Here is a 23,430-nt window from a genome sequence, read left to right as displayed (position 1 = left end):
CCGCCACCGTCGGAGCCGCCGCCCGAGCCGCCGTCGCCGCCACCGACCGTGTCGCCACCGTCGCCGCCGCTCAGGGTATCGCCGCCGTCGCCACCGCTCAGCGTGTCGCCGCCGTCGCCACCGCTCAGGGTGTCGCCACCGTCGCCGCCGCTCAAGGTGTCGCCGCCGTCGCCGCCGCTCAGGGTGTCGCCGCCGTCGCCACCGCTCAGGGTGTCGCCGCCATCGCCGCCGCTCAGGGTGTCGCTGCCGTCGTCGATCGAGAACTGGACGTCGATGCCGGCGCTGACCTTGCCGCTGAGGTCGCCCGCTTCGGCGGCCGAGCCGATGATGTGCAGCACGTCGCCGTCGCCGCCGGTGACGCTCTGCAACGCGTTGATCTGGGCCGCCGTGAAGGTCACCTCGTGGGTGCCGTCGCCGGCGAGGTCGACCGCCTCCACCGAGGTCAGTGTCATCCCCTCGAAGTCGACGGCCTCGGCGGTCTGCACCTCGATGGCGTCGGTGCCGTCGCCGCCGTCGTAGATCATCGAGGCGTTGACGTCGTCGGCATCGTACACCACGAAGCGGTCGTTGCCGCCCTCGCCGTAGTACTGGTCGGCCTGGCCGGCGACCCGGTCCTCGGTGTTCTGGGTGGCGAAGAAGCGCTGCACCCCGTCGGGATCGCGCTCGTCGTACGCGGCGTACAGGAAGTCGTCGCCCTCGCCGCCGTAGAGGGTGTCGGCTTCGGCGTCGCCCGCCAGGCTGTCGCTGCCGGCGTCGCCGTAGAGCACGTCGGAGCCGCCGTCGCCCTCGATCAGGTCGTTGCCCTCGCCGCCAAAGGCGGTGTCGTCGTCGGCGCGGGTGGCGATGACGTCGTCGCCGGCCTCGCCGTACTGGACGTCGTTGCCGCCGCCGGCCTCCAGCGTGTCGTTGCCCAGCCCGCCATACTCGATGTCGTCGCCGTTGTGCGCCCACACCCAGTCGGCGCCGTCGCTGCCGACGAACGTGTCGTTCTGGTTGCCCAGCACGAACACCTCGATGCCGCTGAAGGTGTCGCCCGCGGCGTCGCCGGCGTTGTTGCCCGGATTGGCGAGGTCGACCACCAGGTCGCCGGTGGTCTGCTCGTACGAGACGAAGTCGAAGCCGCTGCCGCCCTCCATGTGGTCGGCGCCGGGGCCGCCGTCGAGGGTGTCGCGGCCGACGCCGGCGATCAGCGTGTCGTTGCCGGCGTTGCCGAAGAGATAGTCGTTGCCGGCACCGCCGATCAGCGAATCGTTGCCGCCCAGGCCGCTGACGCTGTCCGCGCCGTCGTCGCTGGTCAGGGTGTCGTCGCCCTCCGACGGTGTGCCGGTCACCGCCAGCAGGTGCGGCCACGCCTCGTGCCCGGCGAACGGCCCGGCGTTGCGCACCCGGCCGATCCGGGAATCGAGCGCCCAGCTGCCGCCGAGCGCGGCATGACCGACCGGCCGCGAGGCGGCGGCGACGCTCGCACCGGTGGCGTAGGCGAGCCGCTTCAGGAAGTCCTGCCCGTCGCCCCCTTCGGCGACCCGGCAGGCGTGGATCAGCACCTCCGTCTTGGGAGCCGCCGGCCAATGGCGGTCGAGGAGCGAGTCCGCATCGATGGGATCGGCACCGATGTGGATGCGACCGGGTTCGCCGTGCGCCAGCAGGTGCACCGCCGCCGGGCGCTCGGCCAGGGCCGCCGCAAGGGCTGCGTGCGCGTCCTCGCCGCCGTCGACCAGGACCACACGGACGTCGCCGCGCAGGCGCTCCAGGAGGTATCCGAGGTCGTCGAGCCCGGAATCCGCGATCAGGATTTCATGCACGTGTCTGCTTCCTTCTTGGGAACGATCGATCCTGCGGGGCGCAGTGAGGGCATGGCGGCCGCCGCCGGCGGCCGGCACCGTGGGATCGACCGGCAAATGGGAAACGTCAAAGTCGCTGACTATTGTGTGGTGCGAAGCTGAAATCGTAAGATCCAAAAGTGGATGATACCCCAAGAAGATGGCGTTCGACGCGACCGGGATCTTGAGAGAAGGGATGGCGTCGTCTTCGGTGAAGGGCGGCGTACGGGCGGTATACCGATGATCTTGTAGCGTAGTGTGGTCGGATTACCGTCAATGTGCGGACCGTTCTGCCCAATTCGAGGGTTCGCGGCGGCACCGGGTTGCCTCGTCGGGCATCCCTTCGGACGTTCGTCGCTGCCGGACGACGATCGGCAGCCGTCGGGCGGGCAAGTCGGCAAAGCGGTGCCGCCGGCCGAACTCCGTGGAGGTACACAACTGGGATGGTCCCGGCGGAGTCCGGCCCGCGGCGCGGCCTTGCCGCCACGCCTCCGCTTCACCGCCGGTGACTGGCCTTATCCTTTCGTTCTGTTCGGGGAGCCTTGAGGAACCTTTGGGGGGGCTCCGGGTTCCATTGCGTGACGGGTCACGAGACCTGTCCTCCCCGCAATTCCGGCGAAAGTGTGGTGCGCCGATGAACCAATGGATGCTCTGGAGCCGATTTGCCGCGGTCAACCTGTTCGGTGCGGCCGCCCTGGCTCTCGCGTGGATCAATGGCTGGATCGACCACGTCATCGAGGCCGATACGAGCCGCATCAGTGTGCTCATCTTCCTTCTCTTCCTGGTCGGCCTGGCCGCCACCGCGTGGCGCATCGAGAAGGTGACGGCGGAACTCGACCACATCGAGCGCGGCGCCGGCGGGCGCCTCGACGCCTACCGTCGGGCGATCGCCACGGTCGGCATCGGCAACGCCACCCGGGCGCTCGAGCTGCGCCTGTTCGGCCGGATCGTGTTCATCCGCCACATCGCCAACGCGCTGGTGATGCTGGGGCTGATCGGCACGGTGGTGGGCTTCGTCATGGCGCTCGACGGCGTCGACGGCTCGACGGCTTCGGACACCGACGCCATCGGCAGCATGGTGGGGACGATGATCCACGGCATGGGCGTGGCGCTCTACACCACGCTGGTGGGATCGGTCCTCAACATATGGCTGTCGGCCAACTACCAGCTGCTGGCGACCGGCACCGCCAATCTGGCCGCCACGCTGATCGACGCCGGCACCGGCAATCTCGACGGCGGCGGCGCCATGGAGCACCCGCGCGCTCCCGCCGGCGTGTCGTCGGTCGGCCCTCCGTCCGGCGAGACCGCCCATGTTTGACCCGTGGAATGAGAGCGACGACACCGGAACCGTGTTCCGCGACATGATCACGCTGGCCTTGGCCGGGTTCGTCTGCATGCTGCTTCTGCTGCTGCCGCACGTGAACCCGCCGGCCAAGGAAGGGACCGGCGTCGCCGACGCCGAACCGCCGGGCAACGTCATCATCGAAGCCCGTTGGGACGACAAGCTCCGCACCGACGTGGACCTGTGGGTGCAGGCACCCGGCGACGTGCCGGTCGGGTACTCCAACAAGTCGGGCCTGATCTTCAACCTGCTGCGCGACGACCTCGGCAGCTATGCGGATCCCACCGAGGTGAACTTCGAGACCTCGTTCTCGCGGGGCATTCCTCCGGGCGAGTACGCGGTGAATCTGCACCTCTTCCGGAACCTGGACAATGTTTTCCCCATTTATGTCCGTGTGGTGGCCCGGGTGAAGGCGGAGACCGAGTCGGGGGCCGCGACGATCGCGGCCACGCGTGTGCGGCTCGATCACGAAGGACAAGAAGTGACCGCCTTTCGGTTCAGGCTGACCGACAAAGGCGAACTGGTGCCGGGGAGCATGAACGCCGTCTTCAAACCCTTGCGTTCCGCCAGGAATTGACCCCCATGGAAACTCTGACCCTGATCTTCGCCTTCGTCGCCATCGTCGCCCTCCTGATGGTGATGGCGGCCCTGCGCTGGACGCGCAACGGCAAGGCCCGCGCCCTGATCGTCGCCCTGTTCGCCCTCATGCTGCCGGCCGCCTACGCGGCCCCCGCGACCCTGCTCGGCAAGGCCAAGCCGGTTACGCTGGAATGGGTCGACGCCCACGTGAAGGAGGCGTCCGTTCTCAGCGCCACCTTCGTCGAGGGCGAGGCGATCTATCTCACCCTGCTGTGGAAGGAAGCCCCCAATCTCTACCGGCTTCCCTGGGACCGCACCATGGCGGAGCAGCTTCAGTCGGCCATGCGCGATGCCCAGCGCAACGGCACCAACCCGATGATGCGGCTGCCCTTCGAGCGGTCGTGGGACGATCGGGAGCCGCGCTTCTACGCCACGCCGCAGCCGAAGATGCCGGACAAGCCCTACCAGAACCAGGGGCCGGGGATCGAGTTCCAGCACCCGGGTCAGGCGACCTGAGGCACGGCGCAGGGAGGCGGCATACGGGGGTGGACGGGTCCACCCCCGTCCTCTACGGTCGGCACGTCAGCGCCATACGCACCGGGAGGAAGCCATGCCGTCGTTCGACATCGTGTCCAAGACCGACCTTCAGGAAGTCGACAACGCCCTGGCCGGCGTGCGCCGGGAGATCGAGCAGCGCTTCGACTTCAAGGGCTCGCGGTGCACGGTGGAGCGGACGGACCACGCCATCCTGGTGGCGGCCGACGACGAGCCGAAGCTGGAGCAGATGCACGAGTTGCTGCGCGTCCACATGACCCGCCGCAAGGTCGACGCCAACTTTCTCGACTTCTCCGCCAAGGTCGAAAAGGCCGCCGGCAGCACGCTGCGCCACACCGTCACCGTCCGCGAGGGGATCGCCCAGGACCTCGCCAAGCGGATCGTCAAGTCCATCAAGGACAGCAAGATGAAGGTGCAGGTCGCCATCCAGGGCGACGAGCTGCGCGTCAGCGGCAAGAAGCGCGACGATCTCCAGGACGCCATCCAGCACGTCCGCGCGATGAAGATCGAACAGCCCCTGCAGTACGTGAACTTCCGCGACTGAGGCGCCTCCCGTCTGCGGCGGGGCGGCAAATTCTGCCGAACACGGCAGATTTTGCCGGGTCGTTGTTGCCCGCCCTGCCGGCAATCCCGGGCGCCGCCGTGCCTTCCCCATCGGCACTTTTCTTGCATTTAGCTGCAAGCCCGCCATGCGCCCGATGGGTTCGACCATGACCGCCATGCCCGATGCCGACTCCCTCCGTCAGCTCCAGGTCCGCCTGGAGCAGATGCAGAGCCGGCGTGCCGGTGCCGTGCCGAAGGAGGTGGCGGAATTCGCCGGGCGGTTCGCGGCGATGCTGGAGGCCCTCAACGGTGCCGGAACGTCCGCCGCCGGGGCCGGCCAGGCCGACGGCGCGCGCGCCGGCACCGGGCATGCGGTGGGGCCGGCGGTGGCGACGCTGATCGCCCAGGGCGGCTTCGACGATGCCGCCGGCGCCCGGACGCCGTCCGCGCCTGCGGCCGTGGACGGCGCGGCCAGCGCGAAGGATGCGCTGCTCGGCGGTGGCCCGGTCGACGCGCGCTGGACGGCGATGCTGCTCGCCGACGATTAGAGCGGGATCACTCCAGGTAGAATTGCCTGGAGTGTGAATCCCGCTCCAAATTCAAATGTTTAGAGCAAGATTCACGCTTTTGGCCGGATCGGCCAGAAGCGATCTTGCTCCAGGCGCGCCGGCTCATCCGAGGTCCGCCGCGCTCATTCCGCGGCGGGCTGGGCCACCGGCGCGTTGCCGGCGACGGTGAGGAGCGGCCGCGCGCCGATGACGGCGGGCGCCTCCAGCAGAACCGGCCGGTCGCCGGCCGGCGCCTCGTAGAGCGCCGGGATCGTCACCACGATGCGGGTGCCGTGGCCGGGTTCGCTGGCCACCTCGATGTCGCCGCCCAGGGTTGCGCAATAGTGGCCGACCAGCGTCAGCCCGAGGCCGGCGCCGGGAATCTTGCGGCCCTTGTGCAGCGGGCTCGTTCCCTGGACGAAGGCCTGGAACAGCCGCCCCGCCTGGCTCGCCGGGAAGCCGATGCCGGTGTCGGACACGGTGAAGCGCAGCCAGGCCTGGCCGTCGCGGTCGATCCGTTCCGCCGCCAGCGTCACCCGGCCGTCGCGGGTGAACTTGCAGGCGTTGTCCAGCAGGTTGAGCAGGACTTGGCGCACCTTGGTGAAATCCGTATGCATCCCGCCCAGGCCGGGCGCGGTGGCCGCCGAGAGCGTGTTGCCGTTGAGGTCGGCGAGCGGCAGGCAGCGCTCGCGCACCTCGGCGACCAGGCGACCGACATCGAAGTCCTGGACGCAGACGTCCAGGGTGCCGGCCTCGATCCTGGCGTAGTCCAGGATGGAATCGATCAGCGCCACGAGCTGCTCGCCCGACCACTGGATGGCCTCGACGTCGGTGGCGAGTTCGCCCACCCCCAACCGGTGCAGCTCGCTCATCAGCGATTGGCTGGCGTCGACGATGGCGTTGAGCGGACCGTGCAGCTCCTGCCCCATGTTGACGAGGAAGTCGGTCTTGGCCGCGTTGCCCGCCTCGGCCCGCTCCTTCTCGACCAGCAGGCGGTCCTGCAGCGCCGACGCCTCCCGCTTCAGGCGCTCGACGTCCTCGTTGTTGGCCCGCAGCAGCTCGACGGCGCGGGCCATGCGGCCGATCTCGGCGCCGTCGGCCAGCACCGGCAGGGTGTCGACCGTGTCGCGGCCGGCGGCGAGGTCGCTCACCGCGGCCGCCATCACCGAGACCGGCCGGGCGACGCTGCGGGCGACGAACCAGGTCATGACGAGGCCGAGCAGCAGCAGCACGCCGCCGGCCCACAGCGCCGCCTCGACGTAGCCGCCCATCTGCGAGGCGAGCCCGCTGCGCAGGGTGGCGGTGGCGTCCTCCGCCCGCTGGCGCACCTCGGCGACGTGGCCGAGCATGGCGGCGGCGTTGGGGGCCAGCGTGTCGGCGCGCAGCGCGTCCTCCTCGCCGAGAATCTCGGCGATGCGGTCGAGCATGGCGTCGGTGCTGTCGAGCATGCCCGACACCTCGAAGATGAGCTGGCGGGTGCCGGGAACCCAGAGGTAACGGTTCATCTCCGCCAGCCGGGCGCGCGCCACCTCGAGCTGGGCGCGCATCTGCTCGGCGTCCTCGGCTGCCCGCCGCTCGACGAAACGGACCGCGTGGTCCTGCATGAGCAGCACGGCGATGGCGGCGTCGCTGGCCAGGGTCGCCGAATCGACGCCGCCGGAATCCTTGAGCTTGGAAAGATGGTCGCGCATCTGCCGGACCAGCGGTTCCAGCGTGTTCAGCGCCAGCTGGTCGCGCTCGTTGCGCAGCTCGGTCAGCCGGACGAAGCCGGTCCAGTACCCCTCCAGCCCATTGCGGGCGTCCGCCACCGCACGGGCGTCGGCGTCGTCCGCCGCCAGCCGCGACAGCGCGTCGAGGCCGGCCCGCACCGCGTCGCGGCCGGCGACGGCCCTGGCGAAGCTGGTCTGGTCGGGGGCGTCGAGATGGTCGCGCACGGCGACCGTCAGGTCGCGCAGGCCGATGTCGACGTCGGCGGCGGTGCGGGCGGTCCCGGCGCTGGCGGAGAAGCCGTCGACCTCCCGCGTGATGCCGTACAGCGACGACAGGCCCACCAGGGCCAGCGCGGCGACCAGCAGGAAGGCCGCGCCGAAGCCGACGACAATCCGCGTCGCCACCGTCATCTCGCCGAGGCGGGGCAGGGGGCCGAACCGTTTCACACCAACTCCCGTACGCTGACCGATCCGCAGCCCACCATTCGGCGGATTCGCTACGGACCCGTTAAGAGCCGGCAACCGCCCGCCGATGGCTCCCGAAAGGTCACGCCCTCGAAGTGGAGGGACGTCGGCTCCATGGCGTCAAAGTGTACAGGGACGCGCGGCGGCCGCAAACAGGCAAGTCGTCGGCCGGCAAGCCCTCGGCACGGTCCGGTCAGCGCCCGGGCAGCAGGCGGTCGATCCGTTCCTTCAGGGCGGCCAGGGACGGCGGTTTCACCACGAAGCCGTCGACCCCCAGCGCCATCGCCTTCTTGACGATCTCGGATTCCGTGTGGTTGGTCAGGAAGACGACCGGCGTGCGGCTGTCGCGCCCGGCGTCGCCGGACCGGAGCCGGGCGAGGAACTGCAGGCCGCCGACGGGCTTCATGTCGATGTCGCAGACGACGATGTCGGGCGCGGCGCGGGCGCATTCCTGCAGGCCGGTCTCGCCGTCGCCCGCCTCGGCGACGGCGGTGAAGCCGATCTGCGTCAGGATCTGCACGATGGTGCGGCGGACGAAGGGCTGGTCCTCGATCACCAGGATGCGGTAGCGGGCATAGTCCACCGGCGTTCTGTCCATCCTCGGCACTCCTGCGGCCTTCGTCCCTGATAGCAGCGTCCCCGGCGTCCCGGCAACGGCGGCCTCACGGCCCCTCGCGGATGCGCTTCTCCAGCCGTGCGAAGGCGGCGTGCAGCCGCGCCGCGTGGTCCCGTGCCGCCGCCAGATCGCCGTCCGCCGCCGCCGTTTCGATGCGCCCGCACAGCACCGCCAGCTCCACCGCTCCGGCGGTCCGCGCCGCCCCGCTGGCGGCATGGGCGGCGCGCCGGCCCTCCTCGGCGTCGCCGCGGCCCAGCTGCGCTCCCACCGCGTCGATCAGCGGCGCGGTGGTGTCGAGGAAGAACGCCAGCAGGTCGCGGGCGTCCTCGACGCTGCCGAAGGTCGCGGCGACATGGCCGAGGTCGAGCACGACGTCCTCGCCGGCGCCGTCCCGCGGGGGGACGGCCGCCGGCTCCGGCGTGCCGTCGCACGGCGCCGGGGCGCCCGGCAGCCAGCGGGCGATGACGCGCGACAGGCTTTGCAGGTCGACGGGCTTGGCCAGATAATCGTCCATGCCCGCGCCCAGGCACCGCTCGGCCTCGCCCGCGAGGGCGCTGGCGGTCAGCGCCACGATGGGAAGGTGGCGCCCGGTGCCGCCCTCGCGCGCCCGCACCCGGCGTGCCAGCTCGTAGCCGTCGACCTCGGGCATGAAGCAGTCGGTCAGCAGCAGGCCGTAGTCGCGGCGTTGCAGCGCTTCCCAGGCGTCCTGCCCGTCGACCGCCATCTCGGCGGCGAAACCCAGCTGTTCGAGCTGCTTGCGGATGACCACCCGGTTGGTCGGATTGTCCTCGGCGACCAGGATCAGCGTGCCGGCGGCCAGCGCCTCGTCGGGTGGCGGCCGCCGCGCGGCGGCCGGCCCGCCGACGGCGTCCGTCGCGTCGGACGGCTCCGGCGTGTCCCGGCCGGCGGCCTGCGCCACGGCGCGGCACAGCGCCGCGCGGCGCACCGGCTTGCGCAGCACGGCGCACACCCCGGTCCGGCGGGCGGCGGCGCCGAGGTCGGCGGCTCCGGCCGTCCCGCCGTCGACGGTGGCGAGGATGAGGCGGGTGCCGCGCGTTCCGGCGGCGCCGGCGAGGGTCGCCGCCAGCGCCAGTCCGTCGAGGCCACCCGGGTCGTGGTCGATCACCGCGACGTCGACGGGCCGGCCGGACTCGGCGGCCGCCCGGAGGGCGGCGTGGCCGGCGTCGGCGCTGGCGGCTGCCGTCGCTTCGGCCCCGGCCGCCGCCAGCGCGGCGGTGAAGCCCTCGCGCACCGCCGCGGTGTCGTCGATCACGAGGACGCGCAGACCGGCGAGGCCGGCGCCGGAGGGCACGCACGCGGTGGCCGGCGTGTCGGCCACCGCCGGCAACGGCACCTCGAACCAGAACACCGAGCCCCGGTCGGGGGAGGCGTCGACGCCGATGCGGCCGCCCATCAGCTCGACCAGGCGGCGGCAGATGGACAGGCCGAGGCCGCTGCCGCCGAAGCGCCGCGTCGTCGAGGCATCGGCCTGCGTGAAGGGCTGGAACAGGCGCGCCTGCTGCTCGGCGCTGAGGCCGATGCCGCTGTCGGCGACCTCGAAGCGGACGTCGTCGTCGGTGGCGCCGGGGCGGGCGGCCAGGGCGACGAAACCGCGTTCGGTGAATTTGATGGCGTTGCCGACCAGGTTCAGCAGGATCTGGCGCAGCCGCACCGGGTCGCCGAGCCGCCGCTCCCGTCCGCCCAACTCCACGCGGGTCGCCAGGTCGAGCCGCTTCTCCCGCGAGCGTGTCGCCATCAGGTCGGCGACGCCTTCGACGACCTCGTCCACCGACACCGGCACCGCTTCGAGGTGAAGGCGGCCGGCCTCGATCCGCGAGAAGTCGAGGATGTCGTCGAGGATGGTCAGCAGGGACGACGCGGATTCGCGGACGACGCCCAGCACCGCGCGCTGTTCGGCGTCGAGCGGCGTGCGCTCGAGCACTTCCAGCATGCCGAGGACGCCGTTCATCGGCGTGCGGATCTCGTGGCTCATGGTGGCGAGGAAGGTCGACTTGGCGCGCGCCGCCGCCTCCGCCTGGTCCTTGGCCTGGCGCAGGGTGTCCTCGGCGCGGCGCCGCTCGGACACGTCGGCGTAGGTGAAGATGTAGCCGCCGTCGGGCATGGCGCCGCCGCGGATGCCGAGGACCGGGCCGTCGGCCAGCGCCATCTCGTGCTCCACCGCCTCGCCGCGCCGGACGATGGCGGCGACCTGCGCCGCCGCCGTCTCGGCGTCCTCCGGCCACAGGTCGCCGCGCGCCGCCTTGAAGCGGATCAGGTCCTCCATCGCCGGCCGGCCGGCGAGGAGGTCGTCGGGGTAGCGCCACAGGTCGCGGAAGCGGCGGTTGTGCAACGTCAGGCGCAGATCGCGGTCGAACAGCGCCACACCGGTCGGCATGGCGTCGAACAACACCTGGAGCTGGGCGTTGCGCGCGGCCACCGCGGCCTCGGCCTCGACCTGGCGCGTGACGTCGACGGCGGTGACCTGGACCGCCGCCTCGCCCATCCAGTCGACCGGGCGTGTCACCAGGTCGACCCAGATCCGGACGCCGTCGCGCCGCATCAGGCGGCCGCGCCGCGCCCTGCCGGCGGCGGTGGCGTCCGCATCCGGGTCCCAGGCCGGTGCCCGGCCGGCGTCCTCGGGCGGCAGGAGAGCGGCGCGCAGGGGGACGTCCAGCAGGTCGCGCCGGTCGCCGCAGCCGACCATGGCGGCGAAGGCGGGATTGACGAACAGGGCACGGTCGCCGCGCAGGATGAGGATGCCCTGGACCGAGCCTTCGACGAGGTCGCGGAACCGCGCCTCGCTCTCGCGCATCGCCTGCACGGCGCGGGTGCGGTCGGTCACGTCGGTGATGGTGATCACCCAGCCTCCCTCGGGCCGCGGCGATCCGCGCAGCTCCAGGTCGCGCCCCTCCACCGTGTGGTGGAGGTGCGAATAGGCCTCGTTGCGGCGGACGAAGGCGAGGCGCTGCTCGGCGAAGGTGTCGGGGTCGGCGCCGGGAAAATAGCCGTTCCGCAGCCCGTAGCGCAGCAGGGCGTCCATCGTCCCCTGCTCGGCGATCACCTCGGCCGGCAGGTTCCAGACGTCGCAATAGCGGCGGTTGAAGACGCGGATGCGCAGGTCGTCGTCGAACATCAGCATGGCGCTCGGCATCGCCTCGATGGCGGCCCGCATCTGCGCCGCGGCCTCGGCCGCCTCGGCTTCGGCGCGCACGCGGTCGGACACGTCGACCACCGTCGCCTGGACGGCCGGACCGCCGATCCAGGCGACGACGCGTTCCGCCGTCTCCACCGCGACGGACGACCCGTCGCGGCGCAGGCCGCGCGTGCGGGTGACGCCGGCGACCGGCCGTCCCGCCATGAGGCGGAAGTGGCGCGCCCACGAGCGGGCCCGTTCCTCCGGCGCGACGAGCGGCCGCAGGCTGCCGAGCGCCATCACCTCCGCCCCGCTGGCATAGCCGTGGATGCGGGCGTAGGCGTCGTTGGCGAACAGCGGGCGGAAGCCGCGGTGGACCACGATGCCCTGGATCGAGCCCTCGACGAGGCCGCGGAACCGCGCCTCGCCGTCCTCGTCAGCGGCGCGTCCGCGCCGGCCGATCCCGGCAGCGCCGGCGATCAGCCGGGACAGGACGCGGAAGCGACTGCCGAACATGCCCTCCGTCCTCCCGCGGCTTCCGAACGCCTCGGGAATTTATCAACCGGCACGCGTCGGCGCGACTCCCGCGGTGCGGCGGCGGCCGTCAGCGCGACGGGCGGCGGAGCGCCGACACGATGGTCCGCGGGGCGTGGCGGAGGACGGACAGCAGACGGACCACCAGGACCCGTTCGGGATGGACGTCGCGGACGCTGACGGCGCGGCCGGCGTGGGCGAGCGCGGCCCGCGCCAGCGCGGCGGGATCCGGGCAGGGCTCGCCGTCGATGGCGAAGGCGGCCAGCGTGTCGGTCATCACCTCCACCGCGCTCAAGGGCGGCAGGTGCATCAGCAGCCGCGCGGCCTGCACGGGGTCCTGGCCGCCCGTGCCGAGGGCGGCGGCCACCGTGACGGCGGAGCCGTGCGCGGCGTCGGTGCCGAGACGGAAGGCGAGCAGCCGCTTGGCCCGCTCCTCGACGGCCGGCGACCAGCCGGCGGTTACCGTGATGACGGGGTTGAACATGCCGGTCCCCCGGGCGCCGCGACGGGAAACCCGACGCGCCCGCCCTGGAGCACAGTTTGTTCATCGACCAAACGGTTTCAAGGCAGCTCGTTCACCGCGGCCGGTTCGACGCGGTGCGCCCGCGGCCAGGAGGTGCGGCCGTCCGGGCGGCGCCGGCTCAGCGCCTCGGCGACCGGGGCCATCTGTCGCATGACGTCGTCCCGCGACAGGCCGTCGCGGCGCAGCACGGCCTGCGCGACCGGATCGTCGAGGAGTTCGGCAACGCGGCTGCGCCACGTCTGCCGGTACGGCAGTCCGTCCATGGCTGATCTCGTCGCATGTGGTCGGGTGGCGGCGACCGGCCGAAGCCGGTGACGCCCAACCTAGGCGGCGCGTGTGACGGTTTCAATCCCACCCATGGCGCATGCCCGCTGGACACCTGTCCCATGGCGCACTTGACCGGTGCACCGGCGCACCGCCGCGGCCGCTCAGTGGATGGTCGGCGCCGGCTGGTCGTCCTCGGGGGCGTGGCGGGCCCGAACGGCGGAGAGGCAGAAGGCGTGCCAGCAGAGATCGACGATCACCGGCGGCACGTCGGAGGCGTCCTGGCCCGGCAGCACGTGGGTCTGCGAGGCGTGGGCCATGGCGGCGCCGATGGCGTTGACGCTGCTCCGGCCGACCGGCCCGATGAGGTCGAGAGTCTGGCCGAGCGCGCGGGCGTCGAGGCGGACGACGATGGGCGCGACGGTGATCTCGGCGGCGTTGGCGCGCAACCGGCCGACGGCGACATAGGCTTCCAGCAGGTCGTCGCGGTCCTCCGGGCGCAGCACGGCGACCACGGCGCGGCTGCCGGCGAGCTGGCCGACGGGGTCGAACTCGAAGACCACGGCGCGTTCCGGCTGACGGGCGCCGGCCAGGGCCGCCACCTTGTCCCCGGGCATGCCGGTGGTGATGTCGGCGGCCTCCTCGAAGATCTCGGGATGGCCGCCGCCCTCCATGTGGATCACCAGCGGACCGTCGGTGATGGCGACGGTGGCGAGCAGGCGGGCCATGAAGTCGACGGGGCTCTGCGCCGCAGGGTCGTCCGCCTCCATCTCCAGCTCGACGTCGGCGCCGTCGTCCCCTTCGACCTCCGCCTCCAGCAGCTCCGCACCGCGGCGGACGATGAGTTCGGCGAAGCTGATCTCGTGTTCCAGTTCCAAGGCGCCCTCCTGGGGCTCGCGGCCCCTCACGTCGACGGAACGCAACGGAACGCTGGCGCGGCCCGTTCATGGACAATGGTGATGCCGCGGCCGGCGGGCGAGCCCCTTCGAAGGGGGCAGACTCAGCCGGCCAGGGTCAGCCCCATCTCCCAGAAATCGGCTTCGAGCCGGCAGGCCTGGCCGAAGATGCGGGCGAGCTGGGGGAAGCGCGCCTCGGGCATGGCGCGCGCCGCCAGCCGGTCCAGGGTGACGCGTGCCGTGGCCGCCACCTCCTGGTAGGCGTCGCCGGCGTACTCCTCGATCCAGCCGCGGTAGGGGTTGGCCGGGGCGAGCGCCTGCGGCCTGGCGGCCAGCGCGCGGGCGATCTCGGCGTAGCCGACGACGCAGGGCGCCAGCGCCACGTGCAGGTCGAGCAGGTCGCCGCGCAGCCCGGTCTCCAGGACGTAGCGGGTGTAGGCCATGGTCGCCTTGGCCTCGGGGGCGGCCTCCAGGTCGGCCGGGCTCAGGCCCCAGCGGCCGCATAGACCGACGTGCAGGTCCATCTCCACGTCGAGGATCGCCTTCAGCCCGCCGAGCGCCGCCCGCATGTCGTCGAGCGACTGCCCCTTGTAGACGGCCAGCGCGTACGCCCGGGCGAAGTGGATGAGGAACAGGTAGTCCTGCACGAGGTAGTGGCGGAACGCCGCCTCGGGCAGGCGGCCGTCGCCCAGGCCGCGCACGAAGGGGTGGTCGACGTAGGCGTTCCAGTCGTCGCGGGCGGCGGCGACCAGGCGGTCGAACAGGGGCTTCGTCGCTTCATCCGTCATGCGCGTGCCTCCGGCTTGCGGTGTCTCGTGATCGGCGGCGGATGGTGGCGGACAAAGCCGGCGGGCGCAACGGCGCGTTGTCCGCTCCCGCCGCCCCGCGGCGGCGGCGGGCCGACCCGGGCGGAGAACGCGGTGCAGGCCTGCGCCGGCGCCTCTTGACCGCCGGCGCCGCCGCTTCTAGGTTTTGCTGCAACGCAACAAACGCCAAATTGGAGGGACGCCTTCTCGTCCAGAGGAGGTCGTGTTTCATGAATTGCGTGCTTCTTTCGTTCCGGCGACAGCCGTCCGACGTCCGTGAGGCGGGCCGTGCGCGCTCCTGACCTTCGCTTCAGCCGGGCCGGCGGCCTGGGCGCCTTCGCGGTGGTGACCGCCCTGTCCCTCGCGGTGTTCGGGTGGCCGGCCCCGCCGTCGTCGGCGGCGGCGGACAACCCCCGCCGCGGCACGGCCGAGGTCTTCGACCCGGCCTTCGCCCTCACCCCCGACGCCTACGAGGACGAGATGTCGCGTCCCCGTCCGGCCCTGCCCGGGACGGTCGACGGCGGCCGCGGCGTCATCGGCAACTGCAACGCGTACCTGGTCGCCCACCGTTCGTGGGACCGCCGGAACGCGGTGACGCGGGACCCCGACTTCGTCCACTACCGCAACTGCCTGCCGCTGCACCTCGTCCATACGGGCCGGGCGCCGACCTGGCATCTGGCGCGCGGCGACCGGCTGGGCCAAGCCCTGCTCGAGCGTCTCGATCCGCAGCGCACCGGCGCTGCGGCGCCGCCCTGGTTCGCCAGCGCCGGCCGCCTCGCCGACGTGGCCGGGGAACGGGCGGTCGCGGCGCACGGCGTCGTTCTGCGCCACGGCGACGAGACCTGGTCGATCGAGGCGGTCGCCTCGCTGGATCTCCTGGACAGCGGGTCCGAGAATCTGCTGGCCCGGGTGACGTGGCGGGGGCAGGTGACGTACGTGGTCGTCCGCCCCCGGCCGTCCGGCGACCTGGTCGCCGTACCCGCCGACGTCTTCGGCGTGCCCCTCGGGGTCGCCCCGCTGTAGCGGCGGGCCGGCGGGACGGGCAGGCCCATGGGGCAGGGGAGCGGGCGACGTCCCGGCGTGCGCCCGCGGCGGGCTACAGGTGCATCCACAGGCGCATGAGTTCCGGGACCGTGCGGATGTCCAGCTTGCTCAGGATGTTCGCGCGGTGGGTCTCGACCGTGCGGACACCGATGCCGAGGCGGTTCGCGATGGTCTTGTTGGCGCAGCCCTCGACCATCAGCTCGGCGACGTCCCGTTCGCGGGGACTGAGGAGAGCCAGCTTCGCCAGGGCGGATGCCGCGGCCGAGCGGTCGCGGCGCTGGCGGGCGTCGCGTTGCAGGGCCTCATGGACGCGACGCAGGAAGACCCCGTCGTCGAACGGCTTTTCCAGGAAATCGACCGCCCCGGCCCGGAAGGCGGTGACGGCGGTGCTCACCTCGCCATGGGCGGTGATGATGATGACGGGAAGCCCGCACCCGCGCCGGGACAGTTCTTGCTGGAGCTCGAGCCCGTCCATGTGCGGCATGCGGAGGTCGGCCACCACGCAGCCCGGCTGGTCCGGGCTGTGGCGATGGAGGAACTCCAGCGCGTTGACGAACGTGCGCACGGACAGCCCGGCGACTTCGACCAGGGCGGCGAGCGCGTCGCGCACGGCCTCGTCGTCGTCGATGATGAAGACGATCGGCTCCGCGGTCGCAGGATTCGTGATCTCACTCATGGGACGGACCGTCATCCGGACGCGCCGCTGGCAGATACACCTGGAACACCGAGCCGCGGCCGGTGGAGTGGGCCAGCCACAGCCGGCCGCCATGGCTTTCGACGATGGAGCGGCAGATCGGCAGCCCGAGACCCATTCCGGCCGGCTTGGTGGTCGCGAACGGGGAATAGAGGCGGTCGACCATGTCGGCGGGCACCCCCGGCCCGGTGTCCGCGACCTCGAAGGTCAGGCCGTCGGGTGGCGTGGCGCGGACCCCCAGGACGACCTCGCGCTCCGGGCCGCCCGTGGCGGCGATGGCTTCGATGCTGTTGTGCACCAGGTTGAGGAGGACCTGCTCGATCTGGATGCGGTCGCACAGCACGAGGGGCAGGGGCTCCACCATGTCGACGCGCAGGTGCACCCGGTTGTAGGCGGCGTCCGCCCGCACCAGCGTCAGCGTTTCGCGCACGATGTCGGCCGCCGGTTCCGGAGCCAGTTGAAGCGCCCCCTTGCGCAGGAAGGTGCGAAGGCCGCGGATGACCTCGCCCGCCCGCTCCGCCTGGACCACCGCCTTGTCGATGAACGCCTGGGCGCGCGGCGGGGTGTCGCTGGTCTCGAGAATCCGTTGGGCGGCGCGCGCATAGCTGATGGCCGCCAGCAACGGCTGGTTCAGCTCGTGGGCGAGGGCGGACGCCATCTCGCCGGTCACCGCCAGACGGGCGATGTGGGCCAGTTCGGCCTCGTGCTCGCGCAGCCGAAGCTCGATCCCGCGACGCTCGCTGACGAGGGCCCCGAGGAACAGGGCGGTGATGGCCAACGCGAGCATCAGCGTCTGGTGATAGACCACGGCGTCGAGGGGGAAGCCGATGGCCTGCAGGCCGGCGATCAGACCGCTCTGGATGGCCAGGGCCGCCAGCACCGCCCCGGACAGCCCGTGCGAAACGGCCACCCACACCAGCGGGAGGAACAGCACGTAGAACAGGTTGAACTGGCCGTCGCCGACCGGCAGGAAGACGATGACCAGAGCCGCCGCGATGGCCGCCGTCTGGGCCACCGACGGCGGCCTCGGCACGATCCAGGCGTGCGCCCTGCCCGGCCGGTACAGGAGGAGCAGGAACGGGGTGACCACGGCGATGCCGATCGCGTCGCCCAGCCAGTACTGGAAGGCCAGCATCGGCAGGTCGGCCGGGGCGAGGACGCCGTCCAGGACGAACACGCCGACGAAGGCGGGAGCGACGAGGGCGGCGCTCAGGAAGGTGACGCCGACCAGCCAGCCGACGTCGCGGACCGTGTCGAGGGCCGGATCGATCGCCACCCCGCGGCGCAGGACATGGGCGGCGGCGCCGTAGCCGGCGACGATGACCAGGTTCGAGAGCGCCAGGGACGGGAGCGAGGCGGGGTGCCCGCGCACCAGGAGATCGGCCAGGACCAGCGTGGCGTAGACGATCGGCACGCCGCGCGCCCCGGTCCACAGGAGCAGGGCCATGCAGAGCCCGGCCGGCGGATTCCAGGGGGTGATGTTCAGGCTCGGGCGGGGATGGATGAAGGTCAGCCAGTCGATGGGCAGGTAGGCCGCCAGGAAGGCGAGGGACAGCGCCACCATGCCCCAGCCCTTCGGAATGGCGGGGAACGGTGCTCCCGTTGTGCGGCTGACCGACAGGAATGGCATCAAGGCGTTCTTTCCGGCGGCTCACACGGGCGAAGCGTGGACCATACTCGGTGCCCACGCCTCGGCCAATTGCAGGGAGGGGAGCCCTCGTGCGGCGGCGCGTGTCCGGCGGCGCCGTCCCGACGCTGCGGTCCGGTCCGCCGGGCGGCTCAGCCTGCGAAGAAGGGCTGCGTGCCGTGCGCGGCGATGGCGTTCGACAGCCGCTCCAGCGCGTGGGCATAGGCGGCGGTGCGCATCGAGACGCCCTTGCCCGAACGCATGTCCCACACCCGGCGCCCCTCGGTCTCCATGATCACGCGCAGGCGTTCGTGGATCTCGCCCAGGCTCCAGGAGTACCCCTGGCGATTCTGCACCCATTCGAAGTAGGACACCGTCACGCCGCCGGCGTTCGCCAGGATGTCGGGCAGGACGATGGTGCCCGCCGCCTCGAGAATGCGGTCGGCCTCCGGGGTGATCGGGCCGTTCGCGAGCTCGAGGACGATGCGGGCCTTGATGCGGCCGGCGTTGCCCTTGTCGATCTGGTCCTCCAGGGCCGCGGGAACCAGGATCTCGCAGGGCGTGCCCAGCAGCTCGCCAGCGGTGACGGCGCGGACACCGTCCCCGGCATGGGCGGTCACCGAGCCGCCACGCTCCTTCGCCGCCAGCACCGCGTGGGGATCCAGGCCGTCCTCGCAGACGATCGCCCCGCGCGAGTCGGACAGGCCGACGATGCGGTAACCGTCGGCGTGCAGCAGACGGGCGATGTGGAAGCCGGCGTTGCCGTAGCCCTGGATGACGACGCGCTTGGCGCTGTTCGCCAGTCCCAGATCCGCGTCCAGGTGCTTGAGAAGATAGTAGCCGCCGCGGGCCGTCGCGTCGTCGCGTCCCAGGGAGCCGCCGAGCGGCAGGGGCTTGCCGGTGATGACGGCGGGGCTCGGCTGCCGGACGATCGAGCTGTACTCGTCGGCCATCCACCCCATGACCATCGCGTTGGTGTAGACGTCCGGGGCGGGGATGTCCCGGTCGGGGCCGATCATGCCGGCGAACGCCTGGACGTAGGCCCGCGACAGACGCTCCAGCTCCGACTTGGACAGGCGGTGCGGGTCCACCTTCACGGCGCCCTTGCCGCCGCCGTAGGGCAGGTTCATGACCGCGCACTTGAAGGTCATCCAGAAGGCGAGCGTGGTCACCTCCTCCATGCTGGCGCTCGGATGGAAGCGGATGCCCCCCTTCGTCGGACCGCGGGTGTCATCGTAGCGGCAGCGCCACGCCGGAAAGGAACGGCGGGAACCGTCGTCCATGCGCACCGACAGACGGACGCTCAGGGTCTCCTTGGCGTATTTCAGCTTCTCGAGAACTTCGGCATCCACCTCAACATACCGTGCCGCTTCGTCGAGGCGGCTCAACGCCCCCGTCAGCAGATCGTCCATCGTCTCGTCCCTCATGGTGTCGGTCAGGAGCGCCGAAGGCGGGTCTCAAGGGCTGCCTGGAAGGCTCCGCGTGCCGCTCCCCGGGCATACGCCGGCTGTTCTACTCAGGAAAAACCCGGATCAGAAGATCCGTAATATTACGGAAATCGGCTAATATATTGGAATATAACGGTAAATTTCTCGACGCCCGGCGCCGCGAGGAATTCCGTAATCATACGGATGGCGGGTGGCGACCTGCCTGGGCGACACTTCGCCCTGGCCTGCATCGCCCTGGCCTGCATCGCCGTTGCCGCGCAGTCGAGGACGCAATCGATGACCGAGGGAACCGACCGACCGCTGATCTGGATCGGGCGTACGGACTATGGCCGACTGCTGAGGTCCATGGAGCGGCTGGAGGCGCAGGCTCCGCACGTGTCGGCGTTTCTGTCCGGAGAGCTGGACCGGGCGATCGTGCGCATGGGCGGCCGCGTGCTGTTTCGCCGCGGCGACGACCTGCCGCTCGAATGGGGAGAGCTGGTGTACCCGGACCAGCCCCCGGGCGACGGGCGGATCACCGTCGCATCCCCTCTGGGAGCGGCCCTGCTCGGCCTGCGCGACGGCGCGCGCATGCCCTACGTCGACGCCGACGGCACCGCACGGCGGCTGTCGGTCGAGCGCGTTTTGCCGGCGTGAGCCCTCACCTTTCTTCTTTCAGGATCGAGTCATGACCACAGCGCCGCAGCGCGGCCGGTTGCCGGCCATCACCGTGACGCACAGCCTGCACGAGCGGCTGTCCGAACTCGCCTTCGCCGCGGCGGCCCGGTCGCCGGAGGTGGCGGAGTATCTGGAGCGTGAGCTGGACCGCGCCGCCGTGGTGCCGGATGGCGCCCTGCCGCCGTCGGTCGTCACCATCGGCTCGCACGTCACGTTCGTCGATTGCGACACGGCGCAGCGGCACAGCGTCACCCTGGTGTGGCCGATGCAGGAGGATGCGTCGCGCCACCGTCTGTCCGTCATGACCCCGGTGGGGGCGGCCCTGGTCGGCCTCCGCGCCGGCCAGAGCATCGGCTGGCAGAACCGCATGGGCACCTGGCGCCGTCTGGCGGTCGAGGCGGTGTCGCCGGTCGCCGCGGCAAAGGTGCGGGAACCCGGGTCGGCCGGGTCCGGCGCCGCGTCGTAACCGAGGGCACGGAGCCGTCTGGCGTGCCCGGCAGGACCGTCGCGCCGGCGCCCCCGTCGCGGGCGCCGGCGCCTCGCCGGGCGGGAGATCGGCAGGCGGCCGACCAGCACCAGAAGATCAAGACGCCGAAGACGCGCGCCGGTCGCCGCCGCTTCCGCTGGGCCCGGCCGGCGTCCGGGCGCTGAAGGCGTGGCTTCCCAACGCACCCGTGCCGAATCTCCACCTTTTCTTCCCGACCGGCGCCGGCACGGTCGAGAGCCACACCAACCTGTATACCCGCTGGTGGAAGCCCTTCATGAAGAGGGCCGGGCTGCTGCACGAAGACGGGCGCCCGCACTGCGGCCCCCACACCCGGCGCCACGCCGCGGCGTCCCTCTGGATCGAGATGGGGCTGCAGCCAAGCGCGTGCAGGCGCGCATGGGGCACGCCACGCTGCCGATGACCATGGACCTGTACGGCCACCTCTGGCGCGACCCGACGCAGATCAATACGGTGAGGGCGGCCGGACCACCCATTGGACGTCCGGCCCGACGACGACCCATCGCCTTGACCAGCACGGCCCGCCTTCACGGCGGGCCGTGTCGCATTCCAGCCCCCGAATCGCAGTCCGGCCGAGACTGCCGGTAGGGGAGAACGCCCAGCGAACCCATTGTGCCATCGTTATGCCACGGAGTGTCCGGCGGCTCACGGAAACCGTGGTGAATCAGTGCATTCGGCGGGGAGCCGCGGAAGGCGGCGCGGCGCGGCGGCCAAACAAAAAACCCGCTGATTTCTCCAAGGAAATCAGCGGGTTGATTTGGTAGCAGCGGAGGGCTACAGCCATCACAGTCCTACGATCGAGATCGCCTGCTAGGCGGCCGAAGTCCTTTCGGCAGGCAGGGTGAAGGTTGGAGCTGTCCCCCGATCAACATGACAAGGGGTTCCTGCTCAGTAGCAGTTCGACACCTCTCACTGATCATAAAAATGCGTTCGATTAGCTGAGCAAAAATGTACTGTCCGCAGCAGTGGGATGCTAGAATGATGCAATTCAATCATAAGATAGAGAACCGCCATGGGCGAGGCAAAACGCAGAAGGGCTGCAGCCAGCGAACAAGGCGAGGAAGTTCTTTCGATCGGCGATCGCGGGCTCGTGATAAGTTGCCCGATGGTAATCGATGGAAGGGCGCTTAGCATAAGAACTACAGCATTAGATCCACAAGAACTTCGCGTCTCTCTACTGTTTTGGGATCGGCTAGCGTGGCCGCAGTCGAATGTAATGTCGATAAGTGGCGACGGTAACGCGAAATTTCTAGAGAGCGCAAATGTTCTGATCAGGCCGAAGGTTCATATCCGGTTCGAGGGGGACTTGGCAGAAGCAGTGGGGCAGGCGCACATTCAAGCATACTCTAATCTGGAAAAGGCCACGCCAGGAGGATGGGCATTAGCTCAGGGCGTGAACTCTATTCTGCAGTCGAGCCTTAATTTTCAGGAAGGGAGAGGGATGCTTGTGGAGTTGCTGCGGGCAATACCGGTGCCCGACAAAGATGTTCCTCTAGAAGAAATCCTCGAATTTAAGAGAAATCGGCGCTCTGAACTCCTGGCTCTAAGAGATACGATAGACGGGTTCTATTCTAGGATAGTTTCATCTGAAGATAAAGATTTCGAGCTTCAGAGGACAATAGGAAAAATTGATGCCGCATGTGCAGACCTGCTAAAGGTGGCGAAAGAGTCTCGACTGTCATTTAGGCTGTCGAGCCTAAATGCGTCTTTTGAGACAACTCTTTTTGGCCCAATTGGGGCGGCAATCAGCGGAGCGGCGGTCGGGGAATGGATGAAGGGCTCTGCGTTAGAGCAAGCGATTTCTGGAAGCATTGTCGCGCAAGTTCCGCTTCCGATTTCGTTGGCAGTGCTAGGAGTTGCAACTAGTAGTATCAAAATAAGTAGAGATATCGGGCAGGGACGGAAGCATATTAAAAATAACCCTTATAGATACGTATACTCATTCCATAAGGAAGTATTTTAGATAGTATATAAGGAAGATATATCTGAAAAATAAGCAGTAATGGTTTGTGAGCGTGATGAGTTACTGCGATTTTTCATGATCTAAAACTGCTATAGAGGGTGCTATGAGAAAGGATAAAGATGTCCTGCTGTCGGCAGAGAAATTGATGGACTGGATTGCTGTATTAGCAATTTTTTACATGATATTGTCATCTCTTGTGTTTGGGCTTCTTGGAAAGCCTGCAGAAATGGGCATAGCGGTTGCCGCCGGAGGTTTAGCGTGCGCGTTCGCTAATTTACGGCACTTTGAGAGCTTTAAAGGAGCCGGATTTTCTGGACAACTACGCCGAAAGGTGGATCAGCATGCTGTTCAGTTGGAGCATCTGACCCGGCTCGCAATCGCGCTTGGTCGCCCAGTTCTTGGAATAATGAAAGGCGGTGGCCGTTGGGGCGGGTTGGGCCGCGATCGGATGGTGGAGATGCACGATTACATTAACAAGGAACTGATAAAATTAGGATTGTCCGAAAAGGATATGTCGACGGTGAACGAATTTTGGAATTGGTATGAAGCGTTTGACCTTATAGCAGATATTCTTGCGCATCAACCAGAGTCCGTTCGGCAGGAGGATATTGCGGCGATTAATGACGAGAAGCGACTTATACTGGACTATACAAATAATAAGATACCGTCATATGACGAAGCAAAAAAGTTCTTGGAGAGATGGTTTTCTAAAGAAGCTGATTATGAAATATTAACGAAGCGACTCGATGAGTACAAAGTTTCACTGCTTAAGTACGAAGCCGCTCGGCGCGCGCAGGGTCTGCCCTCTGTGGACGGGATTTCATAACCACCTGCAAAATGTTTAGTTGGCAAAAAAGCCTGCATCGGAGTCGCATAGAGTTAGGAAATGCGATTGTAGAGCACCTGGCGGTTTGTCTGAACCGCCAGGAGTTTCCCGTTCCAAGGCAATGCTGACCTAATCGGCCCCCATCCGCTCCCGCTGCACCAGCAGTGCGTAGAGCTGGTGCAGCGCCTGGTTGAGCTGCTGGACGTCCGCCGGCTTGACCTGGTCACGTTGCAGGACGTCGATTCGCTCATGGACGGTAATTGCTCACGGGGTTGGCGAAAAGGGTTGCCGCGGGGCTCGGAATATGAGTCAACGTGTGGATGGAGAAGCCGC

Annotated in this window: 21 protein-coding genes; 10 read left to right on the top strand and 11 right to left on the bottom strand. The window is 69.4% G+C overall.

Annotated features, from left to right (window positions below; genetic code table 11):
• Nucleotides 1-1,802 (bottom strand): DUF4347 domain-containing protein (locus ACSBPG_RS30810; RefSeq protein ID WP_435541085.1); only part of this gene is annotated, 1,802 nt, incomplete at its 3' end.
• 664 nt (nt 1,803-2,466) lie between these two features.
• Between ACSBPG_RS30810 and ACSBPG_RS30805 the strand changes: the two genes are divergently transcribed.
• The 5 genes from ACSBPG_RS30805 (at nt 2,467) to ACSBPG_RS30785 (ending at nt 5,387) form a co-directional block, all read left to right on the top strand.
• A complete protein-coding gene (locus ACSBPG_RS30805; RefSeq protein WP_435541084.1) occupies nt 2,467-3,138 on the top strand; it encodes a MotA/TolQ/ExbB proton channel family protein in 672 nt (223 codons plus the stop codon).
• Nucleotides 3,131-3,739: a hypothetical protein gene (locus ACSBPG_RS30800; RefSeq protein ID WP_435541083.1), complete on the top strand. Its 609-nt coding sequence runs from the start codon at nt 3,131-3,133 to the stop codon at nt 3,737-3,739. The genes ACSBPG_RS30805 and ACSBPG_RS30800 overlap by 8 nt, the downstream gene beginning before the upstream one ends.
• Before the next feature lie 5 nt (nt 3,740-3,744).
• Nucleotides 3,745-4,257: a hypothetical protein gene (locus ACSBPG_RS30795; RefSeq protein WP_435541082.1), complete on the top strand. Its 513-nt coding sequence runs from the start codon at nt 3,745-3,747 to the stop codon at nt 4,255-4,257.
• Between the two features lie 94 nt (nt 4,258-4,351).
• Nucleotides 4,352-4,840 carry a YajQ family cyclic di-GMP-binding protein gene (locus ACSBPG_RS30790; RefSeq protein ID WP_435541081.1) on the top strand — a complete coding sequence of 163 codons (489 nt, stop codon included), beginning with the start codon at nt 4,352-4,354 and terminating at the stop codon, nt 4,838-4,840.
• Between the two features lie 166 nt (nt 4,841-5,006).
• Nucleotides 5,007-5,387, top strand: coding sequence for a hypothetical protein (locus ACSBPG_RS30785; RefSeq protein ID WP_435541080.1), 381 nt, complete (start codon nt 5,007-5,009; stop codon nt 5,385-5,387).
• 143 nt (nt 5,388-5,530) lie between these two features.
• Here the strand turns inward: ACSBPG_RS30785 and ACSBPG_RS30780 are convergent, their stop codons facing one another.
• From ACSBPG_RS30780 to tenA, 7 genes are all read right to left on the bottom strand, one after another.
• Nucleotides 5,531-7,543, bottom strand: coding sequence for an ATP-binding protein (locus tag ACSBPG_RS30780; protein ID WP_435541079.1), 2,013 nt, complete (start codon nt 7,541-7,543; stop codon nt 5,531-5,533).
• A 211-nt stretch (nt 7,544-7,754) separates the two neighbouring features.
• Nucleotides 7,755-8,159, bottom strand: coding sequence for a response regulator (locus ACSBPG_RS30775; protein ID WP_435541078.1), 405 nt, complete (start codon nt 8,157-8,159; stop codon nt 7,755-7,757).
• Between the two features lie 64 nt (nt 8,160-8,223).
• Nucleotides 8,224-11,826 (bottom strand): PAS-domain containing protein, encoded by a 3,603-nt coding sequence (locus ACSBPG_RS30770; protein ID WP_435541077.1) that lies wholly within the window; start codon nt 11,824-11,826, stop codon nt 8,224-8,226.
• 88 nt (nt 11,827-11,914) lie between these two features.
• Nucleotides 11,915-12,328: a hypothetical protein gene (locus tag ACSBPG_RS30765; protein WP_435541076.1), complete on the bottom strand. Its 414-nt coding sequence runs from the start codon at nt 12,326-12,328 to the stop codon at nt 11,915-11,917.
• A 77-nt stretch (nt 12,329-12,405) separates the two neighbouring features.
• The gene (locus ACSBPG_RS30760) at nt 12,406-12,630 is read right to left on the bottom strand and encodes a hypothetical protein (RefSeq protein WP_435541075.1); all 225 of its coding nucleotides are present in this window, start codon (nt 12,628-12,630) and stop codon (nt 12,406-12,408) included.
• A 165-nt stretch (nt 12,631-12,795) separates the two neighbouring features.
• Nucleotides 12,796-13,509: a hypothetical protein gene (locus ACSBPG_RS30755; protein ID WP_435541074.1), complete on the bottom strand. Its 714-nt coding sequence runs from the start codon at nt 13,507-13,509 to the stop codon at nt 12,796-12,798.
• A gap of 122 nt (nt 13,510-13,631) precedes the next feature.
• The gene (gene tenA / locus ACSBPG_RS30750) at nt 13,632-14,315 is read right to left on the bottom strand and encodes a thiaminase II (protein WP_435541073.1); all 684 of its coding nucleotides are present in this window, start codon (nt 14,313-14,315) and stop codon (nt 13,632-13,634) included.
• A gap of 306 nt (nt 14,316-14,621) precedes the next feature.
• On the opposite strand from tenA, the gene ACSBPG_RS30745 reads away from it, so the two are divergent.
• Nucleotides 14,622-15,356 (top strand): hypothetical protein, encoded by a 735-nt coding sequence (locus ACSBPG_RS30745; RefSeq protein WP_435541072.1) that lies wholly within the window; start codon nt 14,622-14,624, stop codon nt 15,354-15,356.
• A 73-nt stretch (nt 15,357-15,429) separates the two neighbouring features.
• Here the strand turns inward: ACSBPG_RS30745 and ACSBPG_RS30740 are convergent, their stop codons facing one another.
• The 3 genes from ACSBPG_RS30740 to ACSBPG_RS30730 all read right to left on the bottom strand — a co-directional run bounded on the left by ACSBPG_RS30740 (nt 15,430) and on the right by ACSBPG_RS30730 (nt 19,125).
• On the bottom strand, nt 15,430-16,053 hold the full coding sequence (locus ACSBPG_RS30740) for a response regulator transcription factor (RefSeq protein ID WP_435541071.1): 624 nt from the start codon (nt 16,051-16,053) through the stop codon (nt 15,430-15,432).
• Nucleotides 16,046-17,635, bottom strand: a complete 1,590-nt coding sequence (locus ACSBPG_RS30735; RefSeq protein WP_435541070.1) for an ATP-binding protein — start codon at nt 17,633-17,635, stop codon at nt 16,046-16,048. Before ACSBPG_RS30735 ends, ACSBPG_RS30740 begins: the two co-directional genes overlap by 8 nt.
• Before the next feature lie 215 nt (nt 17,636-17,850).
• Complete coding sequence (locus ACSBPG_RS30730; protein WP_435541069.1) at nt 17,851-19,125, bottom strand: Glu/Leu/Phe/Val family dehydrogenase; 1,275 nt, start codon at nt 19,123-19,125, stop codon at nt 17,851-17,853.
• 297 nt (nt 19,126-19,422) lie between these two features.
• Here ACSBPG_RS30730 and ACSBPG_RS30725 point away from each other — a divergent pair, with 297 nt between their 5' ends.
• From ACSBPG_RS30725 to ACSBPG_RS30710, 4 genes are all read left to right on the top strand, one after another.
• Nucleotides 19,423-19,782 carry a GreA/GreB family elongation factor gene (locus tag ACSBPG_RS30725; protein ID WP_435541068.1) on the top strand — a complete coding sequence of 120 codons (360 nt, stop codon included), beginning with the start codon at nt 19,423-19,425 and terminating at the stop codon, nt 19,780-19,782.
• A gap of 31 nt (nt 19,783-19,813) precedes the next feature.
• Entirely contained in the window at nt 19,814-20,269 is a 456-nt protein-coding gene (gene rnk, locus ACSBPG_RS30720; protein WP_435541067.1) for a nucleoside diphosphate kinase regulator, read from the top strand.
• A 1,051-nt stretch (nt 20,270-21,320) separates the two neighbouring features.
• On the top strand, nt 21,321-22,271 hold the full coding sequence (locus ACSBPG_RS30715; protein ID WP_435541066.1) for a DUF6236 family protein: 951 nt from the start codon (nt 21,321-21,323) through the stop codon (nt 22,269-22,271).
• 103 nt (nt 22,272-22,374) lie between these two features.
• On the top strand, nt 22,375-23,097 hold the full coding sequence (locus ACSBPG_RS30710) for a hypothetical protein (protein WP_435541065.1): 723 nt from the start codon (nt 22,375-22,377) through the stop codon (nt 23,095-23,097).
• The last annotated feature ends 333 nt before the right edge of the window (nt 23,098-23,430 follow it).

This window comes from Azospirillum sp. ST 5-10 (assembly GCF_051225715.1).
GTDB lineage: Bacteria > Pseudomonadota > Alphaproteobacteria > Azospirillales > Azospirillaceae > Azospirillum.
This window is presented reverse-complemented; position numbering and strand designations above follow the sequence as displayed.

Coding starts and splice junctions, on each gene's coding strand:
- ACSBPG_RS30805 (WP_435541084.1), top strand. CDS start 2,467: ATGCTCTGGAGCCGATTTGCCGCGGTCAACCTGTTCGGTGCGGCCGCC.
- ACSBPG_RS30800 (WP_435541083.1), top strand. CDS start 3,131: ATGTTTGACCCGTGGAATGAGAGCGACGACACCGGAACCGTGTTCCGC.
- ACSBPG_RS30795 (WP_435541082.1), top strand. CDS start 3,745: ATGGAAACTCTGACCCTGATCTTCGCCTTCGTCGCCATCGTCGCCCTC.
- ACSBPG_RS30790 (WP_435541081.1), top strand. CDS start 4,352: ATGCCGTCGTTCGACATCGTGTCCAAGACCGACCTTCAGGAAGTCGAC.
- ACSBPG_RS30785 (WP_435541080.1), top strand. CDS start 5,007: ATGACCGCCATGCCCGATGCCGACTCCCTCCGTCAGCTCCAGGTCCGC.
- ACSBPG_RS30775 (WP_435541078.1), bottom strand. CDS start 8,159: ATGGACAGAACGCCGGTGGACTATGCCCGCTACCGCATCCTGGTGATC.
- ACSBPG_RS30770 (WP_435541077.1), bottom strand. CDS start 11,826: ATGTTCGGCAGTCGCTTCCGCGTCCTGTCCCGGCTGATCGCCGGCGCT.
- ACSBPG_RS30765 (WP_435541076.1), bottom strand. CDS start 12,328: ATGTTCAACCCCGTCATCACGGTAACCGCCGGCTGGTCGCCGGCCGTC.
- ACSBPG_RS30760 (WP_435541075.1), bottom strand. CDS start 12,630: ATGGACGGACTGCCGTACCGGCAGACGTGGCGCAGCCGCGTTGCCGAA.
- tenA (WP_435541073.1), bottom strand. CDS start 14,315: ATGACGGATGAAGCGACGAAGCCCCTGTTCGACCGCCTGGTCGCCGCC.
- ACSBPG_RS30740 (WP_435541071.1), bottom strand. CDS start 16,053: ATGAGTGAGATCACGAATCCTGCGACCGCGGAGCCGATCGTCTTCATC.
- ACSBPG_RS30735 (WP_435541070.1), bottom strand. CDS start 17,635: ATGGTGGCGCTGTCCCTCGCCTTCCTGGCGGCCTACCTGCCCATCGAC.
- ACSBPG_RS30730 (WP_435541069.1), bottom strand. CDS start 19,125: ATGAGGGACGAGACGATGGACGATCTGCTGACGGGGGCGTTGAGCCGC.
- ACSBPG_RS30725 (WP_435541068.1), top strand. CDS start 19,423: ATGACCGAGGGAACCGACCGACCGCTGATCTGGATCGGGCGTACGGAC.
- rnk (WP_435541067.1), top strand. CDS start 19,814: ATGACCACAGCGCCGCAGCGCGGCCGGTTGCCGGCCATCACCGTGACG.
- ACSBPG_RS30715 (WP_435541066.1), top strand. CDS start 21,321: ATGGGCGAGGCAAAACGCAGAAGGGCTGCAGCCAGCGAACAAGGCGAG.
- ACSBPG_RS30710 (WP_435541065.1), top strand. CDS start 22,375: ATGAGAAAGGATAAAGATGTCCTGCTGTCGGCAGAGAAATTGATGGAC.